This is a genomic window from Pseudomonas fluorescens (assembly GCF_000968015.1).
Classification (GTDB): Bacteria; Pseudomonadota; Gammaproteobacteria; order Pseudomonadales; family Pseudomonadaceae; genus Aquipseudomonas; species Aquipseudomonas fluorescens_W.
This window is the reverse complement of record NZ_LACH01000017.1, coordinates 214338-240016: the sequence shown is the minus strand read 5'-3', so window position 1 is coordinate 240016 and position 25679 is coordinate 214338. Positions and strand designations below refer to the sequence as shown.

The 25679-nt window shown below is 60.1% G+C and carries 29 protein-coding genes and 1 pseudogene; 17 read left to right on the top strand and 13 right to left on the bottom strand.

Features of this window, described 5'->3' with window-relative positions; translation table 11 throughout:
- Nucleotides 1-210 precede the first annotated feature (210 nt).
- Nucleotides 211-471, bottom strand: a complete 261-nt coding sequence (locus VD17_RS10795) for an accessory factor UbiK family protein (RefSeq protein WP_007942366.1) — start codon at nt 469-471, stop codon at nt 211-213.
- A 418-nt stretch (nt 472-889) separates the two neighbouring features.
- Between VD17_RS10795 and glnK the strand changes: the two genes are divergently transcribed.
- The 4 genes from glnK (at nt 890) to sutA (ending at nt 3667) form a co-directional block, all read left to right on the top strand.
- On the top strand, nt 890-1228 hold the full coding sequence (gene glnK, locus VD17_RS10790) for a P-II family nitrogen regulator (protein WP_002555808.1): 339 nt from the start codon (nt 890-892) through the stop codon (nt 1226-1228).
- Between the two features lie 35 nt (nt 1229-1263).
- Nucleotides 1264-2601, top strand: a complete 1338-nt coding sequence (locus VD17_RS10785; protein ID WP_033060693.1) for an ammonium transporter — start codon at nt 1264-1266, stop codon at nt 2599-2601.
- A gap of 214 nt (nt 2602-2815) precedes the next feature.
- Nucleotides 2816-3241: a secondary thiamine-phosphate synthase enzyme YjbQ gene (locus VD17_RS10780; RefSeq protein WP_033060691.1), complete on the top strand. Its 426-nt coding sequence runs from the start codon at nt 2816-2818 to the stop codon at nt 3239-3241.
- Between the two features lie 102 nt (nt 3242-3343).
- Complete coding sequence (gene sutA / locus VD17_RS10775) at nt 3344-3667, top strand: transcriptional regulator SutA (RefSeq protein ID WP_033060690.1); 324 nt, start codon at nt 3344-3346, stop codon at nt 3665-3667.
- A gap of 194 nt (nt 3668-3861) precedes the next feature.
- Here the strand turns inward: sutA and VD17_RS10770 are convergent, their stop codons facing one another.
- The 6 genes from VD17_RS10770 to lptM are packed head-to-tail and all read right to left on the bottom strand — an operon-like array spanning nt 3862 to nt 8475.
- Nucleotides 3862-4572: an HAD family hydrolase gene (locus VD17_RS10770; protein ID WP_033060688.1), complete on the bottom strand. Its 711-nt coding sequence runs from the start codon at nt 4570-4572 to the stop codon at nt 3862-3864.
- Nucleotides 4569-5468, bottom strand: a complete 900-nt coding sequence (gene xerC, locus VD17_RS10765; RefSeq protein ID WP_008150257.1) for a tyrosine recombinase XerC — start codon at nt 5466-5468, stop codon at nt 4569-4571. Before xerC ends, VD17_RS10770 begins: the two co-directional genes overlap by 4 nt.
- A gap of 2 nt (nt 5469-5470) precedes the next feature.
- Nucleotides 5471-6196 (bottom strand): DUF484 family protein, encoded by a 726-nt coding sequence (locus tag VD17_RS10760; protein ID WP_046053814.1) that lies wholly within the window; start codon nt 6194-6196, stop codon nt 5471-5473.
- 13 nt (nt 6197-6209) lie between these two features.
- Complete coding sequence (gene dapF, locus VD17_RS10755) at nt 6210-7040, bottom strand: diaminopimelate epimerase (RefSeq protein ID WP_046053813.1); 831 nt, start codon at nt 7038-7040, stop codon at nt 6210-6212.
- A 4-nt stretch (nt 7041-7044) separates the two neighbouring features.
- Complete coding sequence (lysA, locus tag VD17_RS10750; protein ID WP_046053812.1) at nt 7045-8292, bottom strand: diaminopimelate decarboxylase; 1248 nt, start codon at nt 8290-8292, stop codon at nt 7045-7047.
- A 9-nt stretch (nt 8293-8301) separates the two neighbouring features.
- Nucleotides 8302-8475, bottom strand: a complete 174-nt coding sequence (lptM, locus tag VD17_RS31540) for an LPS translocon maturation chaperone LptM (protein WP_046053811.1) — start codon at nt 8473-8475, stop codon at nt 8302-8304.
- 326 nt (nt 8476-8801) lie between these two features.
- Here lptM and cyaY point away from each other — a divergent pair, with 326 nt between their 5' ends.
- The 3 genes from cyaY (at nt 8802) to rnk (ending at nt 10063) form a co-directional block, all read left to right on the top strand.
- Nucleotides 8802-9134, top strand: a complete 333-nt coding sequence (cyaY, locus tag VD17_RS10740) for an iron donor protein CyaY (RefSeq protein ID WP_046053810.1) — start codon at nt 8802-8804, stop codon at nt 9132-9134.
- Between the two features lie 4 nt (nt 9135-9138).
- Nucleotides 9139-9357, top strand: a complete 219-nt coding sequence (locus tag VD17_RS10735) for a DUF1289 domain-containing protein (protein WP_046053809.1) — start codon at nt 9139-9141, stop codon at nt 9355-9357.
- Between the two features lie 295 nt (nt 9358-9652).
- On the top strand, nt 9653-10063 hold the full coding sequence (gene rnk, locus VD17_RS10730; RefSeq protein WP_033060680.1) for a nucleoside diphosphate kinase regulator: 411 nt from the start codon (nt 9653-9655) through the stop codon (nt 10061-10063).
- 5 nt (nt 10064-10068) lie between these two features.
- Here rnk and VD17_RS10725 read toward each other — a convergent pair whose 3' ends face one another.
- From VD17_RS10725 to VD17_RS10715, 3 genes are all read right to left on the bottom strand, one after another.
- On the bottom strand, nt 10069-12915 hold the full coding sequence (locus VD17_RS10725) for a class I adenylate cyclase (RefSeq protein ID WP_046053808.1): 2847 nt from the start codon (nt 12913-12915) through the stop codon (nt 10069-10071).
- Nucleotides 12916-13121: 206 nt separating this feature from the next.
- Nucleotides 13122-13367, bottom strand: a complete 246-nt coding sequence (locus VD17_RS10720) for a TIGR02647 family protein (RefSeq protein WP_008150272.1) — start codon at nt 13365-13367, stop codon at nt 13122-13124.
- A 324-nt stretch (nt 13368-13691) separates the two neighbouring features.
- On the bottom strand, nt 13692-13988 hold the full coding sequence (locus tag VD17_RS10715) for a hypothetical protein (RefSeq protein WP_046053807.1): 297 nt from the start codon (nt 13986-13988) through the stop codon (nt 13692-13694).
- Between the two features lie 124 nt (nt 13989-14112).
- Between VD17_RS10715 and VD17_RS10710 the strand changes: the two genes are divergently transcribed.
- Entirely contained in the window at nt 14113-14772 is a 660-nt protein-coding gene (locus tag VD17_RS10710) for a glutathione S-transferase family protein (protein ID WP_046053806.1), read from the top strand.
- 101 nt (nt 14773-14873) lie between these two features.
- Here the strand turns inward: VD17_RS10710 and argH are convergent, their stop codons facing one another.
- Nucleotides 14874-16268 carry an argininosuccinate lyase gene (gene argH, locus VD17_RS10705; protein WP_033060676.1) on the bottom strand — a complete coding sequence of 465 codons (1395 nt, stop codon included), beginning with the start codon at nt 16266-16268 and terminating at the stop codon, nt 14874-14876.
- A gap of 143 nt (nt 16269-16411) precedes the next feature.
- Between argH and VD17_RS33085 the strand changes: the two are divergent.
- From VD17_RS33085 to VD17_RS10670, 8 genes and pseudogenes are all read left to right on the top strand, one after another.
- Nucleotides 16412-16731 (top strand): annotated as a pseudogene (locus VD17_RS33085) (sensor histidine kinase); the annotation flags it as partial.
- The gene (locus VD17_RS10700) at nt 16728-17474 is read left to right on the top strand and encodes a LytR/AlgR family response regulator transcription factor (RefSeq protein WP_046053805.1); all 747 of its coding nucleotides are present in this window, start codon (nt 16728-16730) and stop codon (nt 17472-17474) included. The pseudogene VD17_RS33085 and the gene VD17_RS10700, both read left to right, overlap by 4 nt.
- 137 nt (nt 17475-17611) lie before the next feature.
- Complete coding sequence (gene hemC, locus VD17_RS10695; RefSeq protein WP_046053804.1) at nt 17612-18553, top strand: hydroxymethylbilane synthase; 942 nt, start codon at nt 17612-17614, stop codon at nt 18551-18553.
- Nucleotides 18550-19317, top strand: a complete 768-nt coding sequence (locus tag VD17_RS10690) for a uroporphyrinogen-III synthase (RefSeq protein ID WP_046053803.1) — start codon at nt 18550-18552, stop codon at nt 19315-19317. Before hemC ends, VD17_RS10690 begins: the two co-directional genes overlap by 4 nt.
- 16 nt (nt 19318-19333) lie before the next feature.
- A complete protein-coding gene (locus VD17_RS10685) occupies nt 19334-20488 on the top strand; it encodes a uroporphyrinogen-III C-methyltransferase (RefSeq protein ID WP_046053802.1) in 1155 nt (384 codons plus the stop codon).
- A complete protein-coding gene (locus VD17_RS10680; protein ID WP_046053801.1) occupies nt 20485-21723 on the top strand; it encodes a heme biosynthesis protein HemY in 1239 nt (412 codons plus the stop codon). The genes VD17_RS10685 and VD17_RS10680 overlap by 4 nt, the downstream gene beginning before the upstream one ends.
- Before the next feature lie 243 nt (nt 21724-21966).
- Entirely contained in the window at nt 21967-22518 is a 552-nt protein-coding gene (locus tag VD17_RS10675; RefSeq protein WP_046053800.1) for a disulfide bond formation protein B, read from the top strand.
- Between the two features lie 179 nt (nt 22519-22697).
- Nucleotides 22698-23156: an Rsd/AlgQ family anti-sigma factor gene (locus VD17_RS10670; protein WP_007899333.1), complete on the top strand. Its 459-nt coding sequence runs from the start codon at nt 22698-22700 to the stop codon at nt 23154-23156.
- Between the two features lie 63 nt (nt 23157-23219).
- Here VD17_RS10670 and VD17_RS10665 read toward each other — a convergent pair whose 3' ends face one another.
- Entirely contained in the window at nt 23220-23885 is a 666-nt protein-coding gene (locus VD17_RS10665; RefSeq protein ID WP_046053799.1) for an FKBP-type peptidyl-prolyl cis-trans isomerase, read from the bottom strand.
- A gap of 192 nt (nt 23886-24077) precedes the next feature.
- Here VD17_RS10665 and VD17_RS32450 point away from each other — a divergent pair, with 192 nt between their 5' ends.
- Nucleotides 24078-25199, top strand: a complete 1122-nt coding sequence (locus VD17_RS32450) for an AlgP family protein (RefSeq protein WP_046053798.1) — start codon at nt 24078-24080, stop codon at nt 25197-25199.
- On the opposite strand, the gene VD17_RS10655 is transcribed toward VD17_RS32450, so the two are convergent.
- Nucleotides 25196-25660 carry a TIGR02444 family protein gene (locus VD17_RS10655; protein ID WP_046053797.1) on the bottom strand — a complete coding sequence of 155 codons (465 nt, stop codon included), beginning with the start codon at nt 25658-25660 and terminating at the stop codon, nt 25196-25198. The genes VD17_RS32450 and VD17_RS10655 overlap by 4 nt on opposite strands.
- Nucleotides 25661-25679: the final 19 nt, after the last annotated feature.

Sequence of the window (25679 nt, the reverse complement as noted above, 5' to 3'; positions counted from 1 at the left end):
AGGGTGAGCTTAGGAACCGGAGCTTCACGGCGCAATCGGACGGCGGTGGTGATCTTTGTAGGACGTTGCCGAGATAGTGGCGGGGCGGAAGATCAAAAGATCGCAGCCTTCGGCAGCTCCTACAGGGGTGGTCTATCCAGAGTGGGAGGGCTGGTAGACCGAGGTGACTCTAATCGCGAGCAGGCTCGCTCCCACAGTTGATCGGTGGTGTTACTCGGCCGGTGGATTCAGCTTCGCTTCAAGCTCCGCCACCTTCGCCTCAAGACTCTCCAACCGTGCCCGGGTCCGTGCGAGCACGACCATCTGGCTATCGAACTCTTCCCGGCTCACCAGGTCCAGCTTGCTGAAGCCACTCTGCAACAAAGCCTTGAACTGGCTTTCGATTTCGCTTTTCGGCAGTGGAGTGTCGCCGCTGAAGAGGCGTGAGGCGGTGCCGGTCAGGGCGTCGAGGAAGTCTTTGGGTGCGAGCATGGCAAATGTCCTGTCAACAATGGCGGGCAGTGTATCACGCAGTGTCTATAGTCAATTCCGGCGGCAGGGATGCACGCTTTTCGCGCATGCGGACGGACGGCATCGCACCGTTGTTGTGCGTAACGCGTCAGGTGTTGCGGCGATGTGGTTGGCATCTACCGCCAAAGGCTTGAAAACTGAGGATTTTGTGGAAATGGCAAGCTTTCTGCTTAGTCAGTAGCAAACCATGCACTGATGCAGTCGCTGTGACGAATGCAGTGCGCCAAGCGGAACGGGGGAAGTGTTTCGTGCGGAGTGGTTAGCAGGCGTCGGACGGGCAGGTAAGGCCGACGATGCGTTACAAAGCCAGGCACTGCGCTTAGACTTGAGTCGGGTTTGTTTTCCTGGGGCAAGTCCACCAATTCGGGAGAGAGTTTTCATGAAGCTAGTCACTGCCATCATCAAGCCGTTCAAACTGGACGACGTACGCGAGTCGCTGTCCGAGATCGGCGTGCAGGGCATTACCGTTACTGAAGTCAAAGGCTTCGGTCGGCAGAAGGGTCACACCGAGCTGTATCGCGGCGCGGAATACGTGGTCGATTTCCTGCCAAAGGTGAAGATCGATGTCGCCATTGACGACAAGGATCTTGACCGGGTTATCGAGGCGATAACCAAGGCTGCCAACACCGGCAAGATCGGGGACGGCAAGATCTTCGTGGTCAATCTGGAACAGGCGATTCGCATCCGTACCGGCGAAACCGATACCGACGCAATCTAAGCCGCCACAAACCCAACGCCCCAGGAGAAAACAATATGACTCTGCGTAAATTCGCAGGGCTAGGAGCCCTGTTGTCCCTCGTAATGCCCGGCCTGGCTATGGCGGCAGACGAAGTGGCGGCCCCAGTCCTCAACTCCGGCGACACTGCCTGGATGATGACCTCGACAGCCCTCGTGCTGTTCATGACCATTCCCGGCCTTGCGCTGTTCTACGGCGGCATGGTTCGCTCCAAAAACATTCTTTCCGTGATGATGCAGTGCTTCGCCATTACCGGCCTGATCAGCATCCTGTGGGTCATTTATGGCTACAGCATCGCGTTCGACACCACCGGCATGGAACAGGGCGTCATCAACTTCAATTCGTTCTTCGGTGGCATGGGCAAGGCATTCCTCGCCGGTGTCACGCCAGCGAGCCTGACCGGCCCTGCGGCGCTGTTCCCTGAAGCGGTGTTCGTCACCTTCCAGATGACGTTCGCCATCATCACCCCTGCGCTGATCGTCGGTGCCTTCGCCGAGCGGATGAAGTTCTCCGCGATGCTGATCTTCATGGGCGTCTGGTTCACCCTGGTTTATGCACCCATCGCGCACATGGTCTGGTCCGGTAACGGCGGCCTGTTGTGGGACTGGGGCGTGCTGGACTTCGCCGGCGGCACCGTGGTGCATATCAACGCCGGTGTGGCGGGTCTGATTGCCTGCCTGGTACTGGGCAAACGCAAAGGCTTCCCGACCACCCCGATGGCGCCACACAACCTCGGTTACACCCTGATGGGCGCGGCCATGTTGTGGGTTGGCTGGTTCGGCTTCAACGCCGGTTCCGCCGCAGCTGCCAACGGCACTGCCGGCATGGCAATGCTCGTGACCCAGATCGCAACCGCCGCCGCTGCACTGGGCTGGATGTTTGCCGAGTGGATCACTCACGGCAAACCAAGTGCCCTGGGTATCGCTTCGGGTGTTGTGGCCGGTCTGGTTGCAATCACGCCAGCCGCTGGCACCGTGGGCCCGATGGGCGCTCTGGTCATCGGCCTGGCAGCGGGTGTGGTGTGCTTCTTCTGCGCCACCACCCTGAAACGCAAACTCGGCTATGACGACTCCCTGGACGCCTTCGGCGTGCACGGTATCGGCGGTATCCTCGGCGCGATCCTGACCGGTGTCTTCGCTGCACCGTCGCTGGGTGGTTTCGGCACCGTCACCGACATCGCCGCACAAGTCTGGATTCAGTGCAAAGGCGTGGGCTTCACGGTGATCTACACCGCGATCGTCACCTTCATCATCCTTAAGGTCCTGGACGCTGTCATGGGGCTGCGTATCACTGAGGAAGAAGAGGCAGTCGGCATCGATCTGGCACTTCACAACGAACGCGGCTACAACTTGTAAGTACGCGCACCAAAAACTTGCCCGGCTTGCCGGGCATTTTTTTGTCTGGAGTTTGTCAGTGAAGGAACTGCTGAAAGGTTTTTTCGTACACGTTTAGTGGCGTTTACGACGAGCGTTTTTCTGCGGCCAATGGCTTACATGATAGAAGGAATATTAGGGCCTTTGTTTTTTCCCAGAGCGCGCTAGAATGCGCCCCGAACGTGCGGAGAACTGTATGTGGCAACAGACTCTGATTACCCTGCGGGCGAGGCCCCGGGGCTTTCATCTGGTAACGGACGAGTTACTCGCTGGCCTGCCTGAACTCAAGGCATGTCGGGTCGGTCTGTTGCATTTGTGGCTGCAGCATACCTCGGCGTCGTTGACCATCAACGAGAACGCCGATCCGGCGGTACGTCGCGACTTCGAACGATTTTTCAATCGTCTGATCCCACAAGGAACAGACGGCTATGAGCATAACGACGAAGGCCTGGACGACCTCCCGGCGCACTTCAAGGCCAGTGTGCTTGGCTGTCAGCTCAGTTTGCCGATTTCGGCAGGCCGACTGGCGCTGGGGACCTGGCAAGGCGTTTATCTGGGCGAGCACCGTGATTTTGGCGGTGCCCGTAAAGTCCTCGCCACCGTGCACGGTGAAGGGGCATAAACCGCTGGTTACCAGCGGTTGTAGAATTTTTTCCGGCGGCCTTCGACAGATGGCGTAGCTGGGCTATAACTAATCTGCTTTTCGCAAGTCATGAGGTAGAACATGAGCGACGATGATCTGGAAAACGACGACCTCGAAGTAGGCGACGACGACGAAACCGAAGAAGGTCTGGAAGCAGCGACGGACGACGTCGCTGAAGACGATGGCGGTGAAGCGCCCGTTCCGACCGCCAAAGGCAAAGCCAAGGCAGCGGTATCGGTCGATGAGCTGCCGAGCGTCGAAGCGAAAAACAAGGAGCGTGATGCTCTGGCGCGGGCCATGGAAGAGTTCCTGGCCAAGGGCGGCAAGGTGCAGGAAGTGGAGGCCAATGTGGTCGCCGATCCGCCCAAGAAGCCTGACAACAAGTACGGCAGCCGGCCTATCTGAGCCTGCTACTTGCTTGCTGAAAAAGCCCGCCGTCGCTGCGGGCTTTTTCATGGGCGAAACAAAAGCCGTGGGGCTACTTCGATCCCCTGTAGGAGTGAGCCTGCTCGCGATTGCGGTGTGTCAGGCAATATAAGTGCTGAATGTCACACCGCAATCGCGAGCAGGCTCACTCCTACAGGGGGATATCGGTGATCTCAGGATTGGTGTTGGGCGTTCCAGAGGGCCAACAACGCCGGCAACTCGCTCAAGCTGCGAATCTCGGCATCCGGTGCCTTCTCGGCTTCCCAAACCTTGCCCGCAGGGTTAAACCAGATCGCCCGCAATCCCGCCTGCTGGGCGCCGGCAATGTCGTCACCCGGATGATCGCCGATATGCACGGCCGTTTCAGCCGTCGCACCACCCCGTTGCAACGCCTCATGAAACAGTCGCGCATCCGGTTTGCCGATGCCGATGTCTTCGGCGCACAAGGCAAACTTGAAGTAATCCGCCAGCCCTAACCGACGCACATCGGCGTTGCCATTGGTGACCACGCCGAGGGCGTAGTGATTGGCCAGAGTCTCCAGGGTCGGTTGCACCTCCGGGAAGATTTCCAGCTGATGCCGCGCATGCAGAAACACTTCAAAACTCTTGTCGGCCAGATCCGAAGCTTGATCATGGTCGTAACCGGCCTCTTCCAGCGCGTGGAACAAGACTCGGCGGCGCAGGGCGCTGATGCGGTGCTTGAGGCCCGGCTCACTGCTCAGGATACGTTCGCGAATCGCCCACAAATGCTCCACCGGCACGGCGCCCAGATTCGGTGCATGTTCGGTCAGCCATTCACGCAGTACGGCTTCGGCGCTGACGATCACCGGGGCGGTATCCCACAGGGTGTCGTCGAGGTCGAAGGTGATTAATTGGATTCTCATGACTCATCGCCTTTGATGCGTTTGGCCCGTGGATGGGCGCTGTCGTAAACCGTCGCCAGGTGCTGGAAGTCCAGGTGGGTGTAGATCTGGGTGGTTTTGATGTCTGAGTGGCCGAGCAATTCCTGAACCGCCCGCAAGTCCTGGGAGGACTCCAGCAAATGGCTGGCGAAGGAGTGTCGCAGCATGTGCGGATGCAGGTTCTGTCCCAGCTCGCGCTCGCCAGCGGCTTTAACCCGCACTTGAATCGCCCGTGGGCCTAGGCGCCGGCCTTGCTGGCTGACAAACACCGCGTCGTCCGCCGGGTTGGTCATGGCCCGTAGCGGCAGCCACAACTCCAGCGCTTCGCGAGCTTTTTTGCCGACTGGCAGCAGTCGGGTCTTGCTGCCCTTGCCGAGTACTTGAACCATGCCGTCGGCCAGGTCCAGCTGATCCAGATTGAGCCCGGTCAGCTCCGACAGCCGCAAACCCGAGGAATAGAACAACTCCAGAATCGCCTGATCCCGACGCGCCAGAAAATCATCTTCCACCGCGCCCTCTAGCAGTTGCAGCGCGCGGTCGGTGTCGAGGGTTTTTGGCAGCCGACGTTCGCCCTTCGGCGGCGCCAGGCCGTTGGCCGGGTCGTGGTCGCAGAGGCCTTCGCGGTTCAGATAGTGATAGAGCCCGCGCACTGCCGACAGCAGCCGCGCCAGGCTGCGCGACGATTGACCCTGTGAATGCAGGCGAGCGATCAGGCTGCGCAGGCGCTGGATGTCCAGGGCCGCCCAACTGCTGATGTTCTGTTTGACGCACCAGCCCAGCACTTTGTCGAGGTCGCGACGGTAGGCGTACAGCGTGTGGGGTGACACCTGCCGCTCACTGCGCAGGTGTTCGCAGTAAGCGTCCAGTTGCCGTTCCACGATCAGCGTACCGAGCGCAGGGAGGTGTTGACCCGTGGCAGCACGCGGCCCATGACTTCGGCGATGTAGCTGAGGAACAGCGTGCCCACCGAGCTCTTGTAGTGCTGCGGGTCGCGGCTGGCGATGGCCAGGACGCCGTGGATGCCTTGGTAACTGATGGCGACGACGGCGGTGGAACCGATCTGCTTACGCTGTTCTTCGCCGAACAGGAAGTCCAGTTCGTGTTCACGCAGGCTGCCGCTGACGCTTTTGTCTTCCGAGAGCAAGCCGCCGATGGCCGTTTGCGCGTCGGCATGGGTCACCCAGCGACCCACTGGCATGGGATTGTCACCCAGCAGAATCAGGCTGACGAAGGGCACCTGGAAGTCCTGGCGCAGACTGTCTTCGACGCTGATCACCACGTCTTCCAGGCTGGTGGCGTCCATCAGCGCGAGAATCAGGCGGCGGGTCTTGTCGAAAAGGCGGTCGTTGTCGCGGGCCACGTCCATCAAGTGCGAGAGGCGATGACGCAGCTCGATATTGCGGTCGCGCAGGATGGTCATCTGGCGTTCGACCAGCGAGATGGTGTCGCCGCGCTGGTGCGGAATGCGCAAGGTTGCGAGCAGGTCTTCATGCTTGACGAAGAAATCCGGATGAGCCTCCAGGTACGCGGCAGTCGCCGCCGCCTCAAGGCTTTCGGAAGGGGATTCGTCGGGCTGTAGGGCGGGAACCTGGGGCTTATCTTTCATGGATTCGACTCTCTTAAAGACGCACTTGTCCTTCATAAACGCGCACTGCCGGGCCAGTCATCATGACCGGTTGGCCAGGGCCTGCCCATTCAATGGACAGACGCCCGCCGGGCAGGTCGATCAATAGCGGCGAATCCATCCACCCCTGGCTGATCGCGGCCACTGCAGCAGCACAAGCGCCGGTTCCGCAAGCCTGGGTTTCCCCGGTGCCGCGTTCCCAGACGCGCAGCTGCGCGCGGTTCCGGTCGATGACCTGGAGAAAACCGACATTGACCCGCGCCGGGAAGCGCGGATGGTTTTCGATTTTCGGCCCCAGTTCATGCACCGGTGCATTGTTAATGTCGCTGACCCGCAGCACGGCATGGGGGTTGCCCATGGACACGGCGGCCAGGTCGACCAGGGTGCCGTCGACGTCAACCTGATAGCTCGTGGCCTGCTCCGGCGCTTCAAATGGAATCTCGGCCGGCACCAGGCGCGGTGCGCCCATGTTGACACCGATCTGCCCGTCGCTGCGGATATCCAGTTCGATGATGCCGCTTTTGGTCTCGACGCGGATCTGCCGCTTCGCGGTCAGGCGCTTGTCGAGCACGAAGCGTGCGAAACAGCGCGCACCGTTGCCGCACTGTTCCACTTCGGAGCCGTCGGCGTTGAAAATCCGATAGCGGAAATCCACGTCCGGGTTGCTGGGCGCTTCGACGATCAGCAACTGGTCGAAACCGATACCCGTATGCCGATCGCCCCATTGCTTGGCGTGTTTGGGCAGGATGTGCGCATGCTGGCTGACCAGGTCGAGGACCATGAAGTCATTGCCCAGGCCGTGCATCTTGGTAAAACGCAGCAGCATGGTTTTACTCCGGCAGCAGGCTTTCGCCAGCAAACAACTCGGCTACCGTCTCACGGCGACGCACTTCAAATGCCTGATCACCGTCCACCAACACTTCAGCGGCACGGCCGCGGGTGTTGTAGTTGGAACTCATGACAAACCCGTAGGCACCGGCCGAATGCACGGCCAGCAGGTCGCCTTCTTCCAGGGCCAGCTCACGATCTTTGGCCAGGAAGTCGCCGGTCTCGCAGATCGGCCCGACGATGTCGTAGGCACGGGCAGCGGAATTGCGCGGGCGTACGGCGGTGACGTCCATCCAGGCCTGGTACAGCGCCGGGCGGATCAGGTCGTTCATGGCCGCGTCGACGATGGCGAAGTCTTTGTGTTCGGTGTGCTTGAGGTACTCGACCTGGGTCAGCAGCACGCCAGCGTTGGCGACGATAAAGCGGCCCGGCTCGAACACCAGCGCCAGGTCACGACCGTCGAGACGCTCGCGCACGGCTTTGATGTAGTCGGCAGCCAATGGCGGCTCTTCATCGCGATAACGCACGCCCAAACCACCACCGAGATCGATGTGGCGCAGGTAAATGCCGCAATCGCCGAGGCGGTCAACCAGGCCCAGCAGGCGGTCGAGGGCGTCGATGAAGGGTGGCAGGGTGGTCAGTTGCGAACCGATGTGGCAATCGACACCGACCACTTCCAGGTTTGGCAGTTGGGCGGCGCGGATGTACACGTCTTCGGCGTCGGCGATGGCGATGCCGAACTTGTTCTCTTTAAGACCGGTGGAAATATACGGGTGGGTGCCGGCGTCGACATCCGGGTTCACGCGCAGCGAGATCGGTGCGCGAACGCCCAGCTCGGCGGCGACGACTTGCAGACGCTCCAGCTCATCGGTGGATTCGACGTTGAAGCAATGCACGCCGACTTCCAGGGCGCGACGCATGTCGTCACGGGTCTTGCCGACACCGGAGAAGACGATTTTGTCGGCGCTGCCGCCAGCGGCCAGTACGCGTTCCAGCTCGCCACGGGAGACGATGTCGAAACCGGCGCCCAGACGTGCCAGGACATTCAGCACGCCCAGGTTGGAGTTGGCCTTGACCGCAAAGCAGACCAGGTGCGGCATGCCGGCCAGCGCATCGGCGTAAGCCAGGTACTGGGCTTCGATGTGCGCACGGGAGTAGACGTAGGTCGGTGTGCCAAAGCGTTCGGCGATGGCAGACAGGGCAACACCTTCCGCGAACAGCTCGCCGTCACGGTAGTTAAAAGCGTCCATGGCGTTCCCTTATTGGTAGACGTCGTGCTTGTGTGCTTTCGACGGAGACTGCTGCGACGACTTGGCTTGCTCGGCAGGGTCCTGGCTATCGTCAGGCAGGTACAGCGGGCCTTTTTGACCACACGCCGACACAAGGCAAGCAACCGCGGCAAGCGCAGCAAGGGAAGAGATCAGGCGCTTCATGGCGAAATCCTTGAAAATGCATTAATTGCGCCGGAGTATACCGGCCACCCGGCAGCTTGCCTATGCGACGGGGCTCCCGTCCGGCGGGGCTATGTGGTGAGGGGATTTATCCCCGTTCGGCTGCGCAGCAGTCGCAAGCATTCACGCTTAACCTTGAACTGCTGGGGCTGCTTCGCAACCCAACGGGGATAAATCCCCTCACCACAAAGGCTCGCTCCCACAGGTGTACCTATATCGGTCCTTGGTCGTTATCCTTTGCAATCACCGGGGCTCGCCCGTATCTTGCGGCGCTTGAGCGTGAGTAGACACTTTTTGAGGTTCCCGCAATGAGTTTGACTGAAGCCCGTTTCCACGATCTGGTCGATGCCACCCAGCAGGCGCTGGAGGATATTTTTGACGAGTGTGACCTGGATATCGATCTGGAGAGCTCGGCCGGTGTGCTCACCGTCAAGTTCGAAAACGGCAGCCAGTTGATCTTCAGCCGTCAAGAACCGCTGCGACAGCTGTGGCTGGCGGCCGTGTCCGGTGGTTTCCACTTCGATTACGACGAAGAGAGCAAGCGCTGGATGTGTGACAAGAGCGACGAACAACTCGGCGAGATGCTCGAGCGCATCGTCAAGCAACAAGCTGACGCCGAGCTCGATTTCGAAGGTCTGTGAGATCGTGACTCAGCCTGCGCCCGTTCGTCCGCCAAAACCGCTCTACAGCAATGTCAGCCCGGCGGTGGCTTCGCCGTGCAGCGGCGTGTGTCGGCTGGATGAGCAGAAGGTCTGCCTTGGGTGTTTTCGTCATGTCGAAGACATCCGCGAATGGCGCTCGGCCGATGATGATCGCCGTCGTGTCATCTGCGCCCAGGCGGCACAGCGCAAGATCGCCACCTGAAGCTTTCACGCGACCTGTAGCAGCTGGCGAAGCCTGCGTCCGGCTGCGCAGCAGTCGTAAAACCTGAATGCTCGGTACTCCTGACACACCATATCGCCTGATTCCACGACTGCTGCGCAGCCGGACGCAGGCTTCGCCAGCTGCTACAAAAGTGTGTCGTCGCCCCTGACTTGTATATTTATTGAGCTGTGATAGTGTCGAGAAACGCCTCAACCCATCGAGGCTCGTGAAGACCCCGCCTTTTTCTGGCGGGGTTTTGCTTTTTCTGTGCAGAAGAAAGGAGTCTGCCTCTATCATGACCGCACCTTCCATCACCCTTACTCGTCTGGACGTGCAACGTCTGGAGCGCCTGATCGACAGCCTGGATGACACGCTGCCGGGCGTAATCGCGCTGCAAACCGAACTGGATCGCGCGGATACCGTGGTCGGTCACGATGAAGTGCCCGCCGATGTCGTGACCATGAATTCCCGTGTGCATTGCCGCGAAGAAGGCAGCGGCAAGGACTATCACCTGACGTTGGTTTATCCGAAGGATGCCAATGCCGACGAAGGCAAGATTTCCATTCTGGCGCCGGTCGGCAGCGCACTGCTCGGTCTGAAGGTTGGTCAGCACATCGACTGGCCGGCACCGGGCGGCAAGACACTGAAACTGACCCTGCTGGAAGTTGAATCGCAGCCGGCCGAGGGCGGCCACTTTCCGGAATAACCCCCTCAGACCTGCTCGAGCGCCTCGTTCAATGCGCGCTCCAGGTCAGCCTTGTAGCGCAAATACAAAATGCTTGAACTCTGACCATCACCGAGCAGGCCCGACAGGTCCAGGTCGGTGATGTAGCAGCGATAGTGTTCGGTTTCACGGCGCTGCTCGACGATTTCCCGGGCGACCACGCTGAACAGTTGGTCGCCATGTTCCAGCTCTGAAAACTCCCGCTGATTGCAATACAACGTGACTTGCACCTGCCCCGGTGCGGCTTTGCCGATAATCGCCTGCACGTCGTAGAACGGTTTGTTGACCGGGGTTTGCAGCGCTGGCCGAGCTTCGACCCGACGCGCCCGTACAGGGCCGGAGGGCAGCAGTTGGTAATACAAGGTGTCCAGGCTCAGCGGCTGGGCAGCGTCCATCGGCAGCAAGGCGTCGCGCCGGTACTGGATCGATTGCAGGAAACGTTGCAGCGGCACCAGCAGGCTTTGCTCGTCGTGGTAGGGCAAGCGCTGCTGCCAAAGGGCATTGAATTCATCCAGCACGTACAGGTCGGCGTGGTATTCGCTGATCCGATAGAACACCTGAATGCAATCGGGCTGGCCCATTGGCAGGACCAGCGCCAGGTCGTGGTCTTCCAATGCCATCGGGTCCAGGTGCAGCGGGCTGTAGCTTGCCAGCTCTTCGCCCAGGTAATCGACCAGCGCCGGCAGCGTGCCGAGGGCGACATGATTGACCTGGCCGGGCACCAGTTCCAACACGTGGTAGTGCTGCTGGACCTGAATCAGGTAGCGATGATTGAGATTGCTCAACAGCAGGTTCTGCGCGGTGTCGAGGATCTCTTCGACCCGCCGGGCGATGAACTGTGCGCGGTTGTGGCAGAAGCACCGAACCCGCAACGTGGGTTGTTGTAGCCCGCCGGGCAGGTTGTTGAGGTAATCGCGCACGCAGTCGAGCAGCGCGTGGGGGCCGTCGAAGCGGTTGACCAGCACTTCGTTCCAGCTATTGAGCGTGACCTGATCCAGGGTCAGCACCAGGTTTTCCCGGACGCCGGCGTAACTGAGGGAGTCGGTGCGCTCGGTGGTCATCAGGATGTTCAGGTCGCGGTGGTGCTTGAGTGGATCGACGCCGACGTTCACCAGAATCAGCACTTCGCTCGGCACACTGGCGCGCAGCAACGGTTCTTCGGCGACGCTCGTCAGCGGCAGGGCAATGCTCTGTTGCAGGCTGCCGAGCAGGTTGAACAGTTCGAACTCGCTCAGGTCGCTGCTGCCGGGGTGCAAGGCCAGGCGAGTGCTGCTGTCAATCACGCCATTGCGGTGACACCAGGTCAGCAGTTCCAGCAATTGGCGGCTGCGCTTGATCGGTGCGAAATGCTCCCATTCGAGGGCCGTCAGGCTGCCGTTGTACAAACCCCACTGAGTTTGACCCGATTCTTTTTTGTTCGGTGCATGCACCAGCGTAAGGGTGTCTTCGGCCAGATCCGGGGCGATGCCAGGGTTGATGAACTCGACTTTGTCGGCCTTGCGCTCGAAGGCTGCGTACAGCCGTCGACCCAGCACGTTGAGGTCGCGCTTGTTGATCAGGCTAACGGTCTGTTCGTTGCGGGCGAACTGGGTCAGGAAGCGATAGCTGTAATTGAGCTCATTGACCAAGGCCCTGCGTTCAGAGCTGACCTGGCGGACTTTCCACTGGCTGCGGCTGTCCAGCAGGGCCAGTTGACGATGATCCCACTGCCATTCGTGGGCCAGGCGTTTGAGCAACGAACGCTGCCAGCTCTGAGTGCGACTGTTGCTGCCGGTGAGCTTGCGATTGACCTTCAGGTACAACGCCCGGCGTACCAGCTCCAGCCGTTCAGGCTCGCCACGGGCAGTGAGGTATTCCTCGATGCGCCGGTAGACCACGACGTACGGGTCCAGCTCATCAAGGTCGAGCCGATTGGCAAACACCGCTTGTTTGAAGCGCAGGCTCAGGCAATGAACCTTGGGGTGTTCGCTGGCATAGACCTCGATCAGCAGCAGTTTGAGCACCGATTTGTACGGCGACTCGATGCCCTTGAACAACTGCCAGAGTCCGGCGCCGATGAATTCGCCCGGCGGGATATAAGCCAGATGCCCCAGGTCCAGGGTTTCATCGGCACGGATGAAGCGCTTGGACATCAGCGTGTGGGTGTAACGGTCGTAGCTTGCTTCTTCATAGACCGGCACCAGCCACCAGATGGGCGTGCGTCCAGCCAGCCAGATCGCGGTGCGATAAAACTCGTCCAGCAGCAGATAGTGCTGGGTGGTGCCGCAGTCTTCCGAGCTCATTTGCGTATCACGTTCGCCGCGTACGAAACGGGTCGGGTCGATCAGGAAAAAATGCGCCTCGGCACCCTGGCTGGCGGCCCAGATTTCGAGGAGTTGGCATTTTTTACGCAGCTCAGTGAGCTCGCTTTCGCTTAAGTCCGGCCCGTGACAGACCCACACGTCCATGTCGCTCTGGTCGGCCTGGGCGAGGGTGCCGAGGCTGCCCATCAGGAACAGGCCGTGAATCGGTCGCGGCGGATTGCTGCCATGGCGGGGCTTATAGGAAAACGAGCGGGTCAGGCGTTGGGCTTCGGCGAGGGTGTTGGCGTCGGGTTCATAATTCGACAGCCCGGCCGGCGTGCTGCCTGAAACGTACCCTGGCAACAGCGGATGATTGACGTGGAAAAACAGCGGCAACAAGGTCAGCACCGCTTGCTGGCGGGCCGACAACCCTTCCATGGCGCGGGCCATACGGCCTTCATTGAGCTTCAGAAAACGTGCGCGCAGTTGGCTGAGAACCTTGCGGTCGATTCCCTCGTCCAGATCGGGGCGGATTTCATGGGTGCGGGTCATGTCAGCTCAAACCGGCTCGCGGGGCTCAGACGTGGGTGTCTGCGGATGAGGGCCAGTTTAGCGCCTCGGCTCCAGGACTTTTAAGCTGATTTTATTTTTCTGACGTCAGATTTTCATCGCGGGGCGACGGCAAGCAACAGGGCAGGTAACGAAATGTGCCCGCGGAAATCCCGTAGCAGGGGTTTCCGTGGGCGCTACGGTAATGCTCAGGCAGTTTCCCGGACGTTGAGAATGGTCAGAACGGTTTGCACATTTTGCGCGGCGTCACGACCCAGGCTGGTCAGATAACCACCATCTGGCTGGGTGATCAGTTCTTTGTCGAACAGTCTTTGGGCGGCGGCAATGGCTTTCGGGGCAGCGGTCTGATGAATTTTCAAACCTTCCTGGGAACTGTCCAGGTTGAAGAGTGCGAGGATTTCCAGTTCGGCAACCAACTCAGGGGTAAGCGACATAAGGACTCCAGACTTTCTAGGAATTGGACGACAGCGCCCCTAAGGTGATCCCACTCGGGCGGCATGTCCAGTGCTCGCGACAGGGTTTTTTCGCCTTGGGAAGCATTCCCCGTTGGGTGACGCGGCAGCGGGGTGCGTACCAGTGTAGTCAGGGACTGGGGGAAGGCGGGAGTGATTGGTTAGATTCTGTGTTGAACCTGTTTTTGTGGCGAGGGAGCTTGCTCCCGCTGGGGCGCGAAGCGGCCTCAAAAGCTTTGCGACTGCTTCGCACTCGAGCGGGAGCAAGCTCCCTCGCCACAGAAGCCTGCGCCCTTCAGGTCGGAGTTATTTCTTTTCCGGCGGCAACTCTGGCAATGCACGCAACGCAGCTTCGTACCATTCGGTGTTGAACGCGCGGTCTTCTTCGAGGATCGCGTCGATTTCCACTGCCAGAACGTGGGCCATCAAATTGAGAATTTCTTCACGCTCGTAACCCACCAATGTCAGCTTGTTGAAGGTCGCCTTGGCGGCCGGCGGGTTATCGCTTTCGATCTGGTTTTCGATGGCTTCGACCAGGGTGTTTTCGGCGAACTCTTCTTCGTCGATGTCGTCGTTGCTGGTGCCGGGTGTTGGCTCGCTCATGGCAGGCTCCTCAAGTTAAGGCGGCCAGTTTACCTGCATTCAGCGCTGTGATGCTGCTGGCAAGAAACGTCGCGGCGTTCTATAAAAGGCACCTGCCAACCCCGCACGGCCTGGAGGCTATGTGATGCTCAAGCTTTATGGATTTTCCGTCAGCAACTACTACAACATGGTCAAGCTGGCGCTGCTCGAGAAGGGACTGCCGTTTGAAGAGGTGCCGTTTTACCCGGGGGCGAGCCCTGAGGCATTAGCCATCAGCCCGCGCGGGAAGGTGCCGGTGCTGGGCGTCGAACAGGGTTTCGTCAACGAAACCAGCGTGATTCTCGAATACCTCGAACACAGCCAGAAAGGCACGACGCTGTTGCCGAGCGATCCCTTTGAGCGAGCGCAGGTCCTGGCGCTGGCCAAGGAAATCGAGCTGTACATCGAATTGCCGGGGCGTGCCTGTTACGCCGAAGCATTTTTCGGCACGACTGTACCGGAGGCGATCAAGGACAAGACCAAAGCCGAGTTGCTGCTGGGGTTTGCCTCACTGGGCAGGCACGGCAAGTTCGCCCCTTACGTGGCAGGCGACAGCCTGAGCATTGCGGATTTGTATTTTCTCTACAGCGTGCCGCTGGCCTGTGCGGTGGCGCAGAAGCTGTTTGACCTGGATTTGCTGGCTGAGATGCCGGCGGCCAAGGCGCTGCTGAAGCGTCTGGAGCAGAATCCGAACGTACAGCGGATTGCGTCGGACAAGGATGCGGCAATGCCTGCGTTTTTGGCGATGGTTGCGGGCAAGAAGTAGGTTTTACAGTGTTCTGAAGTCAGTCATCGCGAGCAGGCTCACTCCCACAGGGGAATGCATTCCAAATGTGGGAGGGAGCTTGCTCGCGATGCTTTTAGCTTTTAACGGCTGGCGAGCAATGCCTGGCCGCGAGCCACCGCCTTCTTGACCTGTGCCGGCGCAGTCCCGCCGATATGGTCACGGGCATTCACCGAGCCTTCCAGGGTCAGCACGGCAAACACGTCCTGATCGATCTGGTCGCTGAACTTGCGCAGCTCTTCCAGGCTCATTTCCGCCAGGTCTTTACCGCTTTCCACGCCGTACTTCACGGCATGGCCAACGATTTCGTGGCAGTCACGGAACGGCAGGCCACGACGTACGAGGTAGTCGGCCAGGTCGGTGGCGGTGGAGAAGCCGCGCAGGGCTGCTTCACGCATCATCGCGTGCTTGGGTTTGATCGCCGGGATCATGTCGGCAAAGGCCCGCAGCGAGTCGCGCAGCGTATCGGCGGCGTCGAACAGTGGCTCTTTATCTTCCTGGTTGTCCTTGTTGTAGGCCAATGGCTGGCCTTTCATCAGGGTCAGCAGGCCCATCAGCGCGCCGAATACGCGACCGGTCTTGCCACGCACCAGCTCTGGAACGTCCGGGTTTTTCTTTTGCGGCATGATCGAGCTGCCGGTGCAGAAACGGTCCGGCAGATCGATGAACTGGAACTGCGCGCTGGTCCACAGCACCAGCTCTTCGGAGAAGCGCGACAGGTGCATCATCGCGATGCTCGCGGCCGAGCAGAACTCGATGGCGAAGTCACGATCGGACACGTTGTCCAGCGAGTTGCCGCCCACGGCGTCGAAGCCCAGCAGTTGAGCGGTGTATTCGCGGTCGATCGGGTAGGTGGTGCCCGCCAGTGCGGCGCTGCCTAGTGGCATGCGGTTGGTACGCTTGCGGCAGTCGACCAGACGTTCGTAGTCGCGGCTGAGCATCTCGAACCAGGCCAGCATGTGGTGCCCGAAGGTCACCGGCTGCGCGGTTTGCAGGTGAGTGAAGCCCGGCATGATGCTGCCGGCTTCGCGCTCGGCCTGTTCCAGCAAGCCTTTTTGCAGGCGGGTGATTTCGCTGAGGATCAGGTCGATCTCGTCACGCAGCCACAGGCGGATGTCGGTGGCGACCTGGTCGTTACGGCTGCGGCCGGTGTGCAGTTTTTTACCGGTGACGCCGATGCGGTCGGTCAGACGCGCCTCAATGTTCATGTGCACGTCTTCGAGGTCGATGCGCCAGTCGAACTGGCCGGCCTCGATTTCGCCCTGGATGGTCTTCAGGCCATCAGTGATGCTGTCGCGCTCGGCATCGGTCAGCACGCCGACCTTGGCCAGCATCGTGGCGTGAGCGATCGAGCCCATGATGTCGTGGCGATACAGGCGCTGGTCGAAAGTGACGGAGGCGGTGAAGCGGGCGACGAAGGCGTCGACGGGTTCACTGAAGCGGCCGCCCCAGGACTGATTGGTCTTGTCAGTGCTCATGAATTCGCTCGTGTCGGCTGAAGAAAGATGGCGTAGAAAGCTGTCGCGGATAATAACAGGGTTGCCAATCCTGTCGCTGACACTGGTCGATACGTTTTTTTCTCAGGCGGCGGTCCATACTCGAATCAACGCCGAGGGGATTTGCGCAACGATATTTTTCAATTGAGCAATATCGTGCCGGCAACCGTCTACAGTTGGACAGTAGGATCAGCGCAGTTCCAGACGCTGCAGCTGACTATAAAAAGAGGGGGTGTTCGTATTGTGTATCAACAAACCCTACGGCGATGCCTCGCCAACGCGGGCCTGGGCCGCCAAACGCACGACAGATGAAAATTTAGCCGTCGGACGGGCGGCACTTTTTGGCCATCGCGCTAGTCTTAGCGTGGATCGCGGTGACGGACGTCACTTCACCTGTCTACGCTATCCTTGTGCGAGACTCACGCAGGAATCCAGCGCAATATGAATGTCCTGATCGTTGAAGACGAACCCCTTGCCCGCGAGCGCCTGAGCCGAATGGTTGGCGAACTCGAGGGATACAGTGTCCTGGAGCCTAGCGCCACGAACGGCGATGAGGCGTTGGCTCTGATCGACAGCCACAAACCCGATATCGTGCTGCTCGATATCGGCATGCCGGGCCTCGATGGCCTGCAAGTGGCTGCACGATTGTGCGAACGCGAAACCCCGCCCGCCGTGGTGTTTTGCACAGGGCCCGATGAATTTGCCGTGGAAGCCTTACAGGCCAGCGCCGTAGGCTATCTGGTGAAACCTGTGCGTACAGAACAATTGCATGAAGCGTTGAAAAAAGCCGAGCGGCCCAATCGCGTCCAGCTCGCAGCCCTGACCCGTCCCGCCGCCGAAAGTGGCAGCGGCCCGCGCAGCCATATCAGCGCCCGTACCCGTAAAGGTATCGAACTGATCCCGTTGGGTCAGGTGGTCTACTTCATTGCGGATCACAAATACGTGACCTTGCGCCACGAAGGCGGCGAAGTACTGCTGGATGAGCCGCTCAAGGCCCTTGAAGATGAATTTGGCGACCGCTTCGTGCGAATCCACCGCAACGCGCTGGTCGCCCGCGAACGCATCGAACGCTTGCAGCGCACACCTCTGGGGCATTTTCAGCTGTTCCTCAAAGGCTTGAACGGCGACGCCCTGATCGTCAGCCGACGGCATGTGGCCGGCGTGCGCAAAATGATGCAACAGCTTTAATCCGCCATTTACGGGCGGGTTTCATCCCGATTGCTGGATGTCTGAGGCCAGGGAGGCCACGCGTTTTCTGATACAAGTCAAAGTGGATTTGGCTGAGCTGTTATTATCCGCCGTATCTATTCAGTACGGATTGATCCATGTCCTCTCGCGAAATCCGCATCGCCACCCGTAAAAGTGCACTCGCCCTGTGGCAGGCCGAATACGTCAAAGCCCGTCTGGAAGAGGCCCATCCGGGTCTGCTCGTGACGTTGGTGCCCATGGTCAGTCGCGGTGACAAATTGCTCGACTCGCCACTGTCGAAAATCGGCGGCAAGGGCCTGTTCGTCAAAGAACTGGAAACCGCGCTGCTGGAAAACGAAGCCGACATCGCCGTGCACTCGATGAAGGACGTGCCGATGGACTTCCCCGAAGGCCTCGGTCTGTTTTGCATCTGCGAGCGAGAAGACCCGCGTGATGCCTTCGTCTCCAACACCTACTCCAGCCTGGACGAATTGCCGCAAGGCAGCATCGTCGGCACCTCCAGCCTGCGCCGTCAGGCCCAGTTGCTGACCCGTCGTCCGGACCTGGAAATTCGCTTCCTGCGCGGCAACGTCAACACGCGCCTGGCCAAGCTCGATGCCGGCGAATACGACGCTATTATCCTCGCCGCCGCTGGCCTGATTCGTCTCGGCTTTGAAGATCGCATCACCTCGGCCATCAGCGTCGACGACAGTCTGCCGGCCGGTGGCCAAGGCGCGGTGGGTATCGAATGCCGCAGCGTCGACAGCGAAATCCACGCGCTGTTGGCACCGCTGCACCATCAGGACACCGCCACCCGCGTGACCGCCGAACGTGCGCTCAACAAACATTTGAATGGCGGCTGCCAAGTGCCGATCGCCTGCTATGCCGTGCTTGAAGGCGAGCAGATCTGGTTGCGTGGTCTTGTCGGTGATCCGAACGGCGGTCTGCTGCTCAGCGCCGAGGCTCGTGCGCCACGTAGCGAAGCCGAGGCCCTGGGCGTGCAAGTGGCTGAAGACCTGCTGAGTCAAGGCGCCAACGACATCTTGAAAGCAGTCTACGGCGAGGCAGGTCACGAGTGACTGGCTGGCGCCTGCTGCTGACGCGTCCCGAGGATGAGTCGGCGGCGCTGAGCAATCTTTTGGCCGAAAGGGGGATTTTCAGCAGCAGTTTGCCGCTTTTGGAGATCGAGCCGATTCCTGCCTCTGACACAATGCGCGAGGTGATTCAGGGGCTGGATCGCTATTGCGCAGTGATCGTGGTCAGCAAGCCAGCCGCCAGAATTGCGGTGGATCTGCTCGGGCGGTATCGGGCGCAACCCCCTCGTTTGAAGTGGTTCAGCGTGGGCGCAGCCACCGCGCAGATCCTTGAGGACCATGGGTTGGACGTCAGCTTTCCGGTGGATGGCGATGACAGCGAAGCCTTGCTTGAACTTCCTCAGTTGCGTGAGGCAATCGCGCGGCCCGGTCCACGCGTGCTGATCATGCGCGGGGAGGGCGGGCGCGAGTTGCTGGCTGAGCGTTTGCGCGAGCTTGGTGCTAGTGTCGAGTATCTGGAGTTGTACCGCCGCGACCTGCCGCACTACCCGCCGGCAGCGCTGCCTGACCTGATCGAAGCGGAACGCTTGAACGGGCTGGTGGTCAGCAGTGGACAGGGTTTTGAGCACCTGCATCAATTGGCCGGCGATGCCTGGCCGCAATTGGCGCGGTTGCCGTTGTTTGTTCCAAGCCCCAGGGTCGCTGAGCTGGCATGTGCCGCCGGGGCCCAAACAGTTGTGGATTGTCGCGGCGCCAGTGCCGCGGCTTTGCTGACGGCGTTACGGGAGCATCCCGGACCCGTTCTCTAATGCAAAGGATGGATACGTGAGCGAAACAGCCTTGCCTAAAGATGACGTCCAGCCAGTGCTCGGCGCACCGGTTGAAGCACCGGTTGAAAACGTGCCACCTGCTGCAGTGCAGCGCCGAGGCAATGGGCTGGCAATCGTCGCGCTGTTGCTGGGCGCTGCCGGTGTCGCCGTGGGCGGTTGGGGAGTCTGGCAGGTGCGTCACCTGCAAGCCAATACTCAACTGCAGTTGAGTCAGGTCCAGGCATTGAGCGATCAGGCGCAGGACCTGAAGCTCAACGAACAACGCCTGACTGCTCGCCTGGAACAAATGCCTGCCGCCGCCGAGCTCGACGCGCGCAGTCGTTTGGTCACTCAACTTCAAGGCGATCAGCAACGCTTGAATCAACGTCTGGAAACGGTTCTCGGTGCCAGCCGCAAGGATTGGCGTCTGGCCGAGGCCGAGCACCTGCTGCGTCTGGCCAGCCTGCGTCTTTCAGCGTTGCAGGACATCAGCAGTGCCCAGGCTTTGGTGCAGGGCGCCGATGAAATTCTGCGCGAACAGAACGACCCGGGCTCTTTTGCCGCTCGCGAGCAAGTGGCCAAAACGCTGGTGGCATTGCGTAGCACCCAACAGCCGGATCGCACCGGTCTGTTCCTGCGACTGGGGGCGCTACGCGATCAGGTGATCAGCCTCACCGAGCTGGCGCCCGAGTACAAGGACCGTGGTGAATCCCTGTTGGGTCTCACCTCCGATGGCGACGGCGCCAGTCGTTGGGCGCAATGGTGGGATCAGGTATCGCGCTACATCCGCATCGACTTTAACGCTGACAAGAATGTGCGTCCGTTGCTGGCCGGGCAGAGCCTGAGCCAGGTGCGCCTGGCCCTGAGCCTGGCGCTGGAGCAGGCGCAATGGGCCGCGCTCAATGGCCAGGCTGCGGTTTATACCCAGGCGCTTGCCGAAGCGCGGGACGTGCTCAAGGGCAACTTCAACCCGGACAACCCTCAGAGCAAAGTGATGCTTGAGCAGGTTGGCGAGTTGAGCAAGCAGCCGGTTACCGTCGTCACGCCAGACCTGACCGGCACGCTGAGTTCGGTTCAGGGGTATCTGGAGCGGCGTAATGTCAACGCCGAGGACTCGATCAAACCGATGGCCAAATCTGCTGCGGGCACCGCTCAGGAGGCCACGCCATGAAACGCCTCTATGTGATCGTGTTCCTGGTGATCGCTGCGGCTGCCGCGCTGGGGCTGGCGATTGCCGAGCATTCCGGTTACGTGCTGATCGCCTACAAAAGCTTCCGTTACGAATCGAGCCTGTGGGCAACCCTGGCGTTGGTCGCCGTGCTTTGGCTGGTGTTCTGGGGCATCAAGGCGTTGATCGAATTGGTCACGACCTCCAGCGGCGTGGTCAATCCCTGGTCGCGGCGCAATCGCAGTCGCCGTGTGCAGGTGGCAATTGAGCACGGTCAACTGGATCTGGCCGAAGGTCGCTGGGCCAGTGCGCAGCGCCATCTGCATCGGGCTGCGGAAGCCGAGCGCCAGCCTTTGCTTTACTACCTAGGCGCTGCCCGGGCCGCGAACGAACAAGGTCAATACGAGGAGAGCGACAACCTGTTGGAGCGTGCTCTCGAGCGACAACCCCAGGCAGAATTGGCGATTGCCCTGAGCCACGCGCAATTGCAGACCGACCGCGGCGATACCGAAGGCGCCCTGGTGACCCTGCAAGCCATGCACGAGCGTCATCCTCATAACGTCCAGACCTTGCGCCAGTTGCAGCGCTTGCACCAACAGCGGGGCGACTGGTCGGCGCTGATTCGTCTGCTGCCGGAGCTACGCAAGGACAAGGTCCTGCCGCCGGCCGAGCTGGCCGAACTGGAACGCCGGGCCTGGGGTGAGAACCTGTCCTTGGCGGCGCATCAGGAAGAAAACGGGACGGTTGGCTTGCAAGCGCTCAATCGCGCCTGGCAGCAGTTGACCTCGGCTCAGCGTCAGGAGCCGCAACTGGTGCTCGCTTATGCCGAGCAACTTCGGCAACTGGGTGCTCAGGTCGAGGCCGAAGAGATTCTGCGGACGGCGCTCAAGCGCAACTACGACAGTCATCTGGCGCGCCTCTACGGACTCGTTCGCGGCAGTGATCCGGCACGTCAACTGCACACCGCCGAGGGCTGGCTCAAGGATCATCCGACTGACCCAAGCCTGTTGCTGACCCTGGGGCGCTTGTGTCTGCAAAGCAGCCTTTGGGGCAAGGCCCGGGACTATCTGGAAAGCAGCCTACGCGTGCAGCGCAACCCGGAAGCCTGCGCGGAACTGGCGCGGCTGCTGGCGCAGCTGGGTGACACAGAACGCAGCAATCAGTTGTTCCAGGAGGGCTTGGGCTTGTTGGACGAACGCTTGCTGGCGGCACCGTTGCCGGTTCCTGTTCACGCTTGATTCCTGCCCCTGTAGCAGCAGGCTGCGCCAGCTGCTACAAGGGGCGGGAATTGCTTCGAATCCGCCACTGTTTCGGCGTTGTAATCCTTCGCCAGCAAAATCCTACAGAGGACTACACCTAATCCTCTCGTTCCTGTTGGGATTTCCCTACACTTCTGTTGAAGTGTCCCCGCTGGCCTGCCTTGAAAGGCTGCAGCGCTTTCCTCTACCGTAACCGCCTGTCTCTACTGTTACGGAAATGCCATGTCTTTGGCCTGCTCACGCTCCTTGTTTTTCATGGCTTTCATTGCAGGTGCCCTGGCCCTGGGCGTGTCCTATTACCTGGAATATGCGGTCGGCCTCAGGCCTTGCGGGTTGTGCCTGTTGCAGCGCTTTTGCCTCGCGTTGCTCACAGGTATCTGCCTGGTGGCCTCGGTGCATGGGCCGGGCCGCTTCGGGTCTTTCCTGTATTGGATGCTCGGGCTGTTTTGCAGTCTGGCGGGTACGGTCACGGCGTGGCGGCAGGTATTGCTGCAGAGCGATCCAATGCATCAGCTGTTGACGTGCTCGCCTAATCTGGCAGTTCAGTACGAGGACATGCCTTGGTTGTGTCAGGCCACGCAGATGTTTAGAGGGGAGGCGGAGTGCGCGGAGATTTCCTGGACACTGTTCGACCTGAGCATTCCTGAATGGAGTCTGCTGTTCTTCATGGCGATGACAATTCTGGGCATTTATCAGCTGCTGCGCGTTGTCTGGAAAGCCTGTCTGCGACCGCTCAGCGGCGGTTCGTCGCACCGGGCGCTGGCGGGTGATTAAACACTTGTATGAACTTTATCTCCTGCGTACCTTGAAGCCATTGTCGCGCGGGCATAATCTGGCCCGCACGTGTCATTGGAATTATGTTGCTCGAATGACGCTCTGCCTGGCCGATACTTGACCTTCAAGTGTGGCGACGGGTGTAGGGCAGCATGACCCACAAGGGAAGAGAGATCACCATGCTCGAAAGTTGTCAGAATGCTCAGGAACGTTGGGGTGGAGTGCATCTGCTGATCGATCGCTGGTTGCAGGAGCGTCACGAACTGGTTCGGGCCTATGATGCTCTCGGCGCCAAGCCTGAGGCGCTGGGTGAGAACCGTAAGCCGTTGCAGGAATTCTGCGGCGTGCTGGTCGATTACGTGTCTGCCGGGCACTTCGAGATCTACGAACAGCTGACCGGCGAAGCCAAGGCGTTTGGTGATACTCGCGGGCTCGAGCTGGCCGAGACCATCTACCCTCGCATCGACGTCATCACCGAGAAACTGCTCGCGTTTAACGACCTGTGTGATGCAGGTAAATGCGTGGCAGAGAAATTCAAAGAGCTGGGTGGCCTGTTGCACGAGCGCTTCGAACTGGAAGACTGCCTGATCGAAGTGCTGCACACCGCTCACAAGGAAGAGGACTCGGTTCAGGCCTGAACCCCCTTCCTGCAAGACCTCCAAAAACGGTGCGCTATGCGCGCCGTTTTTCATTTCCGCTATTCAGCTTGTGGCACCGCGCAATTCGACCTCGAATACCAGCGGTGTGAACGGCGCAATCAAGTCGCCGGCACCCTCGGCGCCATAGGCTTCGGCCGATGGAATCACCAGGCGCCATTTCGCACCGACCGGCATTTGCTGCAACGCGCTGCGCCATCCACTGATCACACTGTCGAGACTGAACCACTGCGGCTGACTGTTCTGATCGAACACCGTGCCGTCGGGAAGGCGACCGATATACAGCACCTGGACTTTGCCATTGGGGCCAGCTTTGGCACCAGTGCCCGGCGCCAACTCCGTTAGCAATATTCCATCGGCCAGTTCACGAACGCCCGGTCTGGCTTTTTCCACGGCGAGAAAGGCCTGCTCTTTTTCGAGGGCGATCTCACTTTGCGGCGTGCTTGGTTGCAAGGCGACCTGGGCTTCATGCTCGGCAAGAATCTGTTCGATCTGCTCATCTTTCAGTGCCAAGGGTTTGCCTTGATAGGCTTGTTGCAATCCTTGGATCAGCGCCTGAAGTTGCAGATCGGGAACCTCTTGGCGCAGGCGTTCGCCGAGGCTTGCGCCCAGGCTGTAAGAGAGATCATGAGTGTCATTTTCTTTGGTTTTTTCGGCGGCCTGGGCCACGGAAAAAAACACGCACAGTGATAAAAAAAGGTAGCGCGACATGGGCACTCTCCGACCTGAGATGCGGGGGATTATGCCAGTGTGAATGCGCTCGACGGTGAACTGGTTTTGCGCAAGCGCAGAAGAATTTCAATCCGTTGCAACGCAGCGCTTTGGATACTGTCAACATGCCCTAGCGGCGGTAGCAGCAGAGGTCTAGTATGAGCCGCACCCACGTCAGCCAGGAGGTAAACCATGTCGGCCACCAAGAAGCCAGTAAATACTCCGTTGCACTTACTCCAACAACTCTCGGGCAGCTTGCTTGAGCATTTGGAAAACGCTTGTTCGCAAGCCTTGGCTGATGCTGAAAAACTGCTCGCCAAACTGGAAAAGCAACGCGGGAAAGCGCAAGAAAAATTGCACACGTCCCGTACCAAATTGCAGGACGCTGCGGCGGCCGGCAAGGCCAAGGCACAAACCAAAGCCAAGGGCGCAGTGAAGGAGCTTGAGGACTTGCTCGATGCCCTCAAGGATCGTCAATCCGAAACTCGCAGCTACATTCTGCAACTCAAGCGCGATGCTCAAGAAAGCCTGAAACTGGCCCAGGGCATCGGTCGTGTACAAGAGGCTGTCGGCAAGGCGTTGTCCCTGCGTTCGGCCAAGCCTGCTGCGGCTCCTGCCAAGAAAGCCGCTGCCAAACCGGCTGCTGCAAAAGCACCGGTCAAGTCTGCCGCCAAACCGGCCGCCAAAGCACCGGTGAAAGCCGCAGCAAAACCTGCCGCTAAACCTGCGGCAAAAAAACCAGTCGCTGCTAGCGCTGCAAAACCGGCTGCTAAAACAACCGCTGCCAAACCTGCCGCCAAGCCAGTCGCTGCCAAAACAGCTGCCGTTAAACCGGCTGCAAGAACCGCTGCTGCCAAACCGGCGGCAGCGAAAACTGCAGCGGCTAAACCAGCTGCCAAATTGGCCGCAAAACCAGCTGCAAAAACTGCCGCTGCGAAACCTGCTGCCAAGCCTGCCGCGAAATCAGTCGCGACTAAAACTGCTGCCAAGCCAGCTGCAAAACCAGCTGCAAAAGCTGCAGCCAAACCGGCTGCCAAACCGACTGCTGCAAAACCTGCTGCAGCCAAGCCAGCCACTGCTGCAAAACCTGCCGCAGCGAAACCAGCAGCCAAACCTGCCGCTGCGAAACCTGCTGCAAAACCAGCCGTGAAAAAACCGGTTGCCGCCAAGCCGGCCACCGCACCAGTTGCTAAGCCAGCCAACCCGGCTCCGGCAGCACCGTCTGCTTTAGCAGCAGCCACCTCGACAGCCACGCCAGCGCCAACGCCGGCCGCCGCGTCGATCGCAGCAACCACCCCAACCAGCGCTTCCTAAGTGCCGGTTACCGCGACGCGCAGCTGATGCAGCGCGTCGCGGTCCAGGTGGGCGGCGCCTGCCGCCACACCGTTCAGCCAGGCCGATAGATCGGTCGCCTCACCTTGCGGCCAGCTCTGCGCCGATCGTTCCAGTCGCACCAACAGATGTCGCTCGGCTTCCAGTTCGAGTGCCTTCACTTGCTCGCGCAAAGCATTCAGTTCGCCATCGTCGGCGGCGGCGACTTTCCAATTCACCCGCAAGGCTCGTAGCGGGCGTACCACGTCTGCGTCCCACGGCTCGGCCACGTTACGCAGTTGCTGCAATCGGTGTTCGTTACAGGCGACACCACGATCTCCCAGCCACAGCCCGCAGAGCAGCAAGCACACATTGATACCCGCCGACTGTAATTGCAGGCAGGCGGGTTCAACGCCGGGACGGGCGTAAGTACTAAGGGAAAAGCTCCACAGGTCAGAGGACATAGTGCTACTCGCGCCAGTT

Bases quoted from the DNA above. Each gene is read 5' to 3' on its own strand.
- VD17_RS10665 (WP_046053799.1), bottom strand. From the start codon at position 23,885: ATGTCGCGCTACCTTTTTTTATCACTGTGCGTGTTTTTTTCCGTGGCC.
- hemC (WP_046053804.1), top strand. From the start codon at position 17,612: ATGTCCTCTCGCGAAATCCGCATCGCCACCCGTAAAAGTGCACTCGCC.
- VD17_RS10720 (WP_008150272.1), bottom strand. From the start codon at position 13,367: ATGTCGCTTACCCCTGAGTTGGTTGCCGAACTGGAAATCCTCGCACTC.
- lysA (WP_046053812.1), bottom strand. From the start codon at position 8,292: ATGGACGCTTTTAACTACCGTGACGGCGAGCTGTTCGCGGAAGGTGTT.
- VD17_RS10770 (WP_033060688.1), bottom strand. From the start codon at position 4,572: ATGAGAATCCAATTAATCACCTTCGACCTCGACGACACCCTGTGGGAT.
- VD17_RS10725 (WP_046053808.1), bottom strand. From the start codon at position 12,915: ATGACCCGCACCCATGAAATCCGCCCCGATCTGGACGAGGGAATCGAC.
- VD17_RS10700 (WP_046053805.1), top strand. From the start codon at position 16,728: ATGAATGTCCTGATCGTTGAAGACGAACCCCTTGCCCGCGAGCGCCTG.
- VD17_RS10680 (WP_046053801.1), top strand. From the start codon at position 20,485: ATGAAACGCCTCTATGTGATCGTGTTCCTGGTGATCGCTGCGGCTGCC.
- cyaY (WP_046053810.1), top strand. From the start codon at position 8,802: ATGAGTTTGACTGAAGCCCGTTTCCACGATCTGGTCGATGCCACCCAG.
- dapF (WP_046053813.1), bottom strand. From the start codon at position 7,040: ATGCTGCTGCGTTTTACCAAGATGCACGGCCTGGGCAATGACTTCATG.
- VD17_RS10670 (WP_007899333.1), top strand. From the start codon at position 22,698: ATGCTCGAAAGTTGTCAGAATGCTCAGGAACGTTGGGGTGGAGTGCAT.
- VD17_RS10760 (WP_046053814.1), bottom strand. From the start codon at position 6,196: ATGAAAGATAAGCCCCAGGTTCCCGCCCTACAGCCCGACGAATCCCCT.
- VD17_RS10715 (WP_046053807.1), bottom strand. From the start codon at position 13,988: ATGAGCGAGCCAACACCCGGCACCAGCAACGACGACATCGACGAAGAA.
- VD17_RS10780 (WP_033060691.1), top strand. From the start codon at position 2,816: ATGTGGCAACAGACTCTGATTACCCTGCGGGCGAGGCCCCGGGGCTTT.
- VD17_RS10655 (WP_046053797.1), bottom strand. From the start codon at position 25,660: ATGTCCTCTGACCTGTGGAGCTTTTCCCTTAGTACTTACGCCCGTCCC.
- lptM (WP_046053811.1), bottom strand. From the start codon at position 8,475: ATGAAGCGCCTGATCTCTTCCCTTGCTGCGCTTGCCGCGGTTGCTTGC.
- glnK (WP_002555808.1), top strand. From the start codon at position 890: ATGAAGCTAGTCACTGCCATCATCAAGCCGTTCAAACTGGACGACGTA.
- argH (WP_033060676.1), bottom strand. From the start codon at position 16,268: ATGAGCACTGACAAGACCAATCAGTCCTGGGGCGGCCGCTTCAGTGAA.
- VD17_RS32450 (WP_046053798.1), top strand. From the start codon at position 24,078: ATGTCGGCCACCAAGAAGCCAGTAAATACTCCGTTGCACTTACTCCAA.
- VD17_RS10795 (WP_007942366.1), bottom strand. From the start codon at position 471: ATGCTCGCACCCAAAGACTTCCTCGACGCCCTGACCGGCACCGCCTCA.
- sutA (WP_033060690.1), top strand. From the start codon at position 3,344: ATGAGCGACGATGATCTGGAAAACGACGACCTCGAAGTAGGCGACGAC.
- VD17_RS10675 (WP_046053800.1), top strand. From the start codon at position 21,967: ATGTCTTTGGCCTGCTCACGCTCCTTGTTTTTCATGGCTTTCATTGCA.
- VD17_RS10710 (WP_046053806.1), top strand. From the start codon at position 14,113: ATGCTCAAGCTTTATGGATTTTCCGTCAGCAACTACTACAACATGGTC.
- VD17_RS10785 (WP_033060693.1), top strand. From the start codon at position 1,264: ATGACTCTGCGTAAATTCGCAGGGCTAGGAGCCCTGTTGTCCCTCGTA.
- rnk (WP_033060680.1), top strand. From the start codon at position 9,653: ATGACCGCACCTTCCATCACCCTTACTCGTCTGGACGTGCAACGTCTG.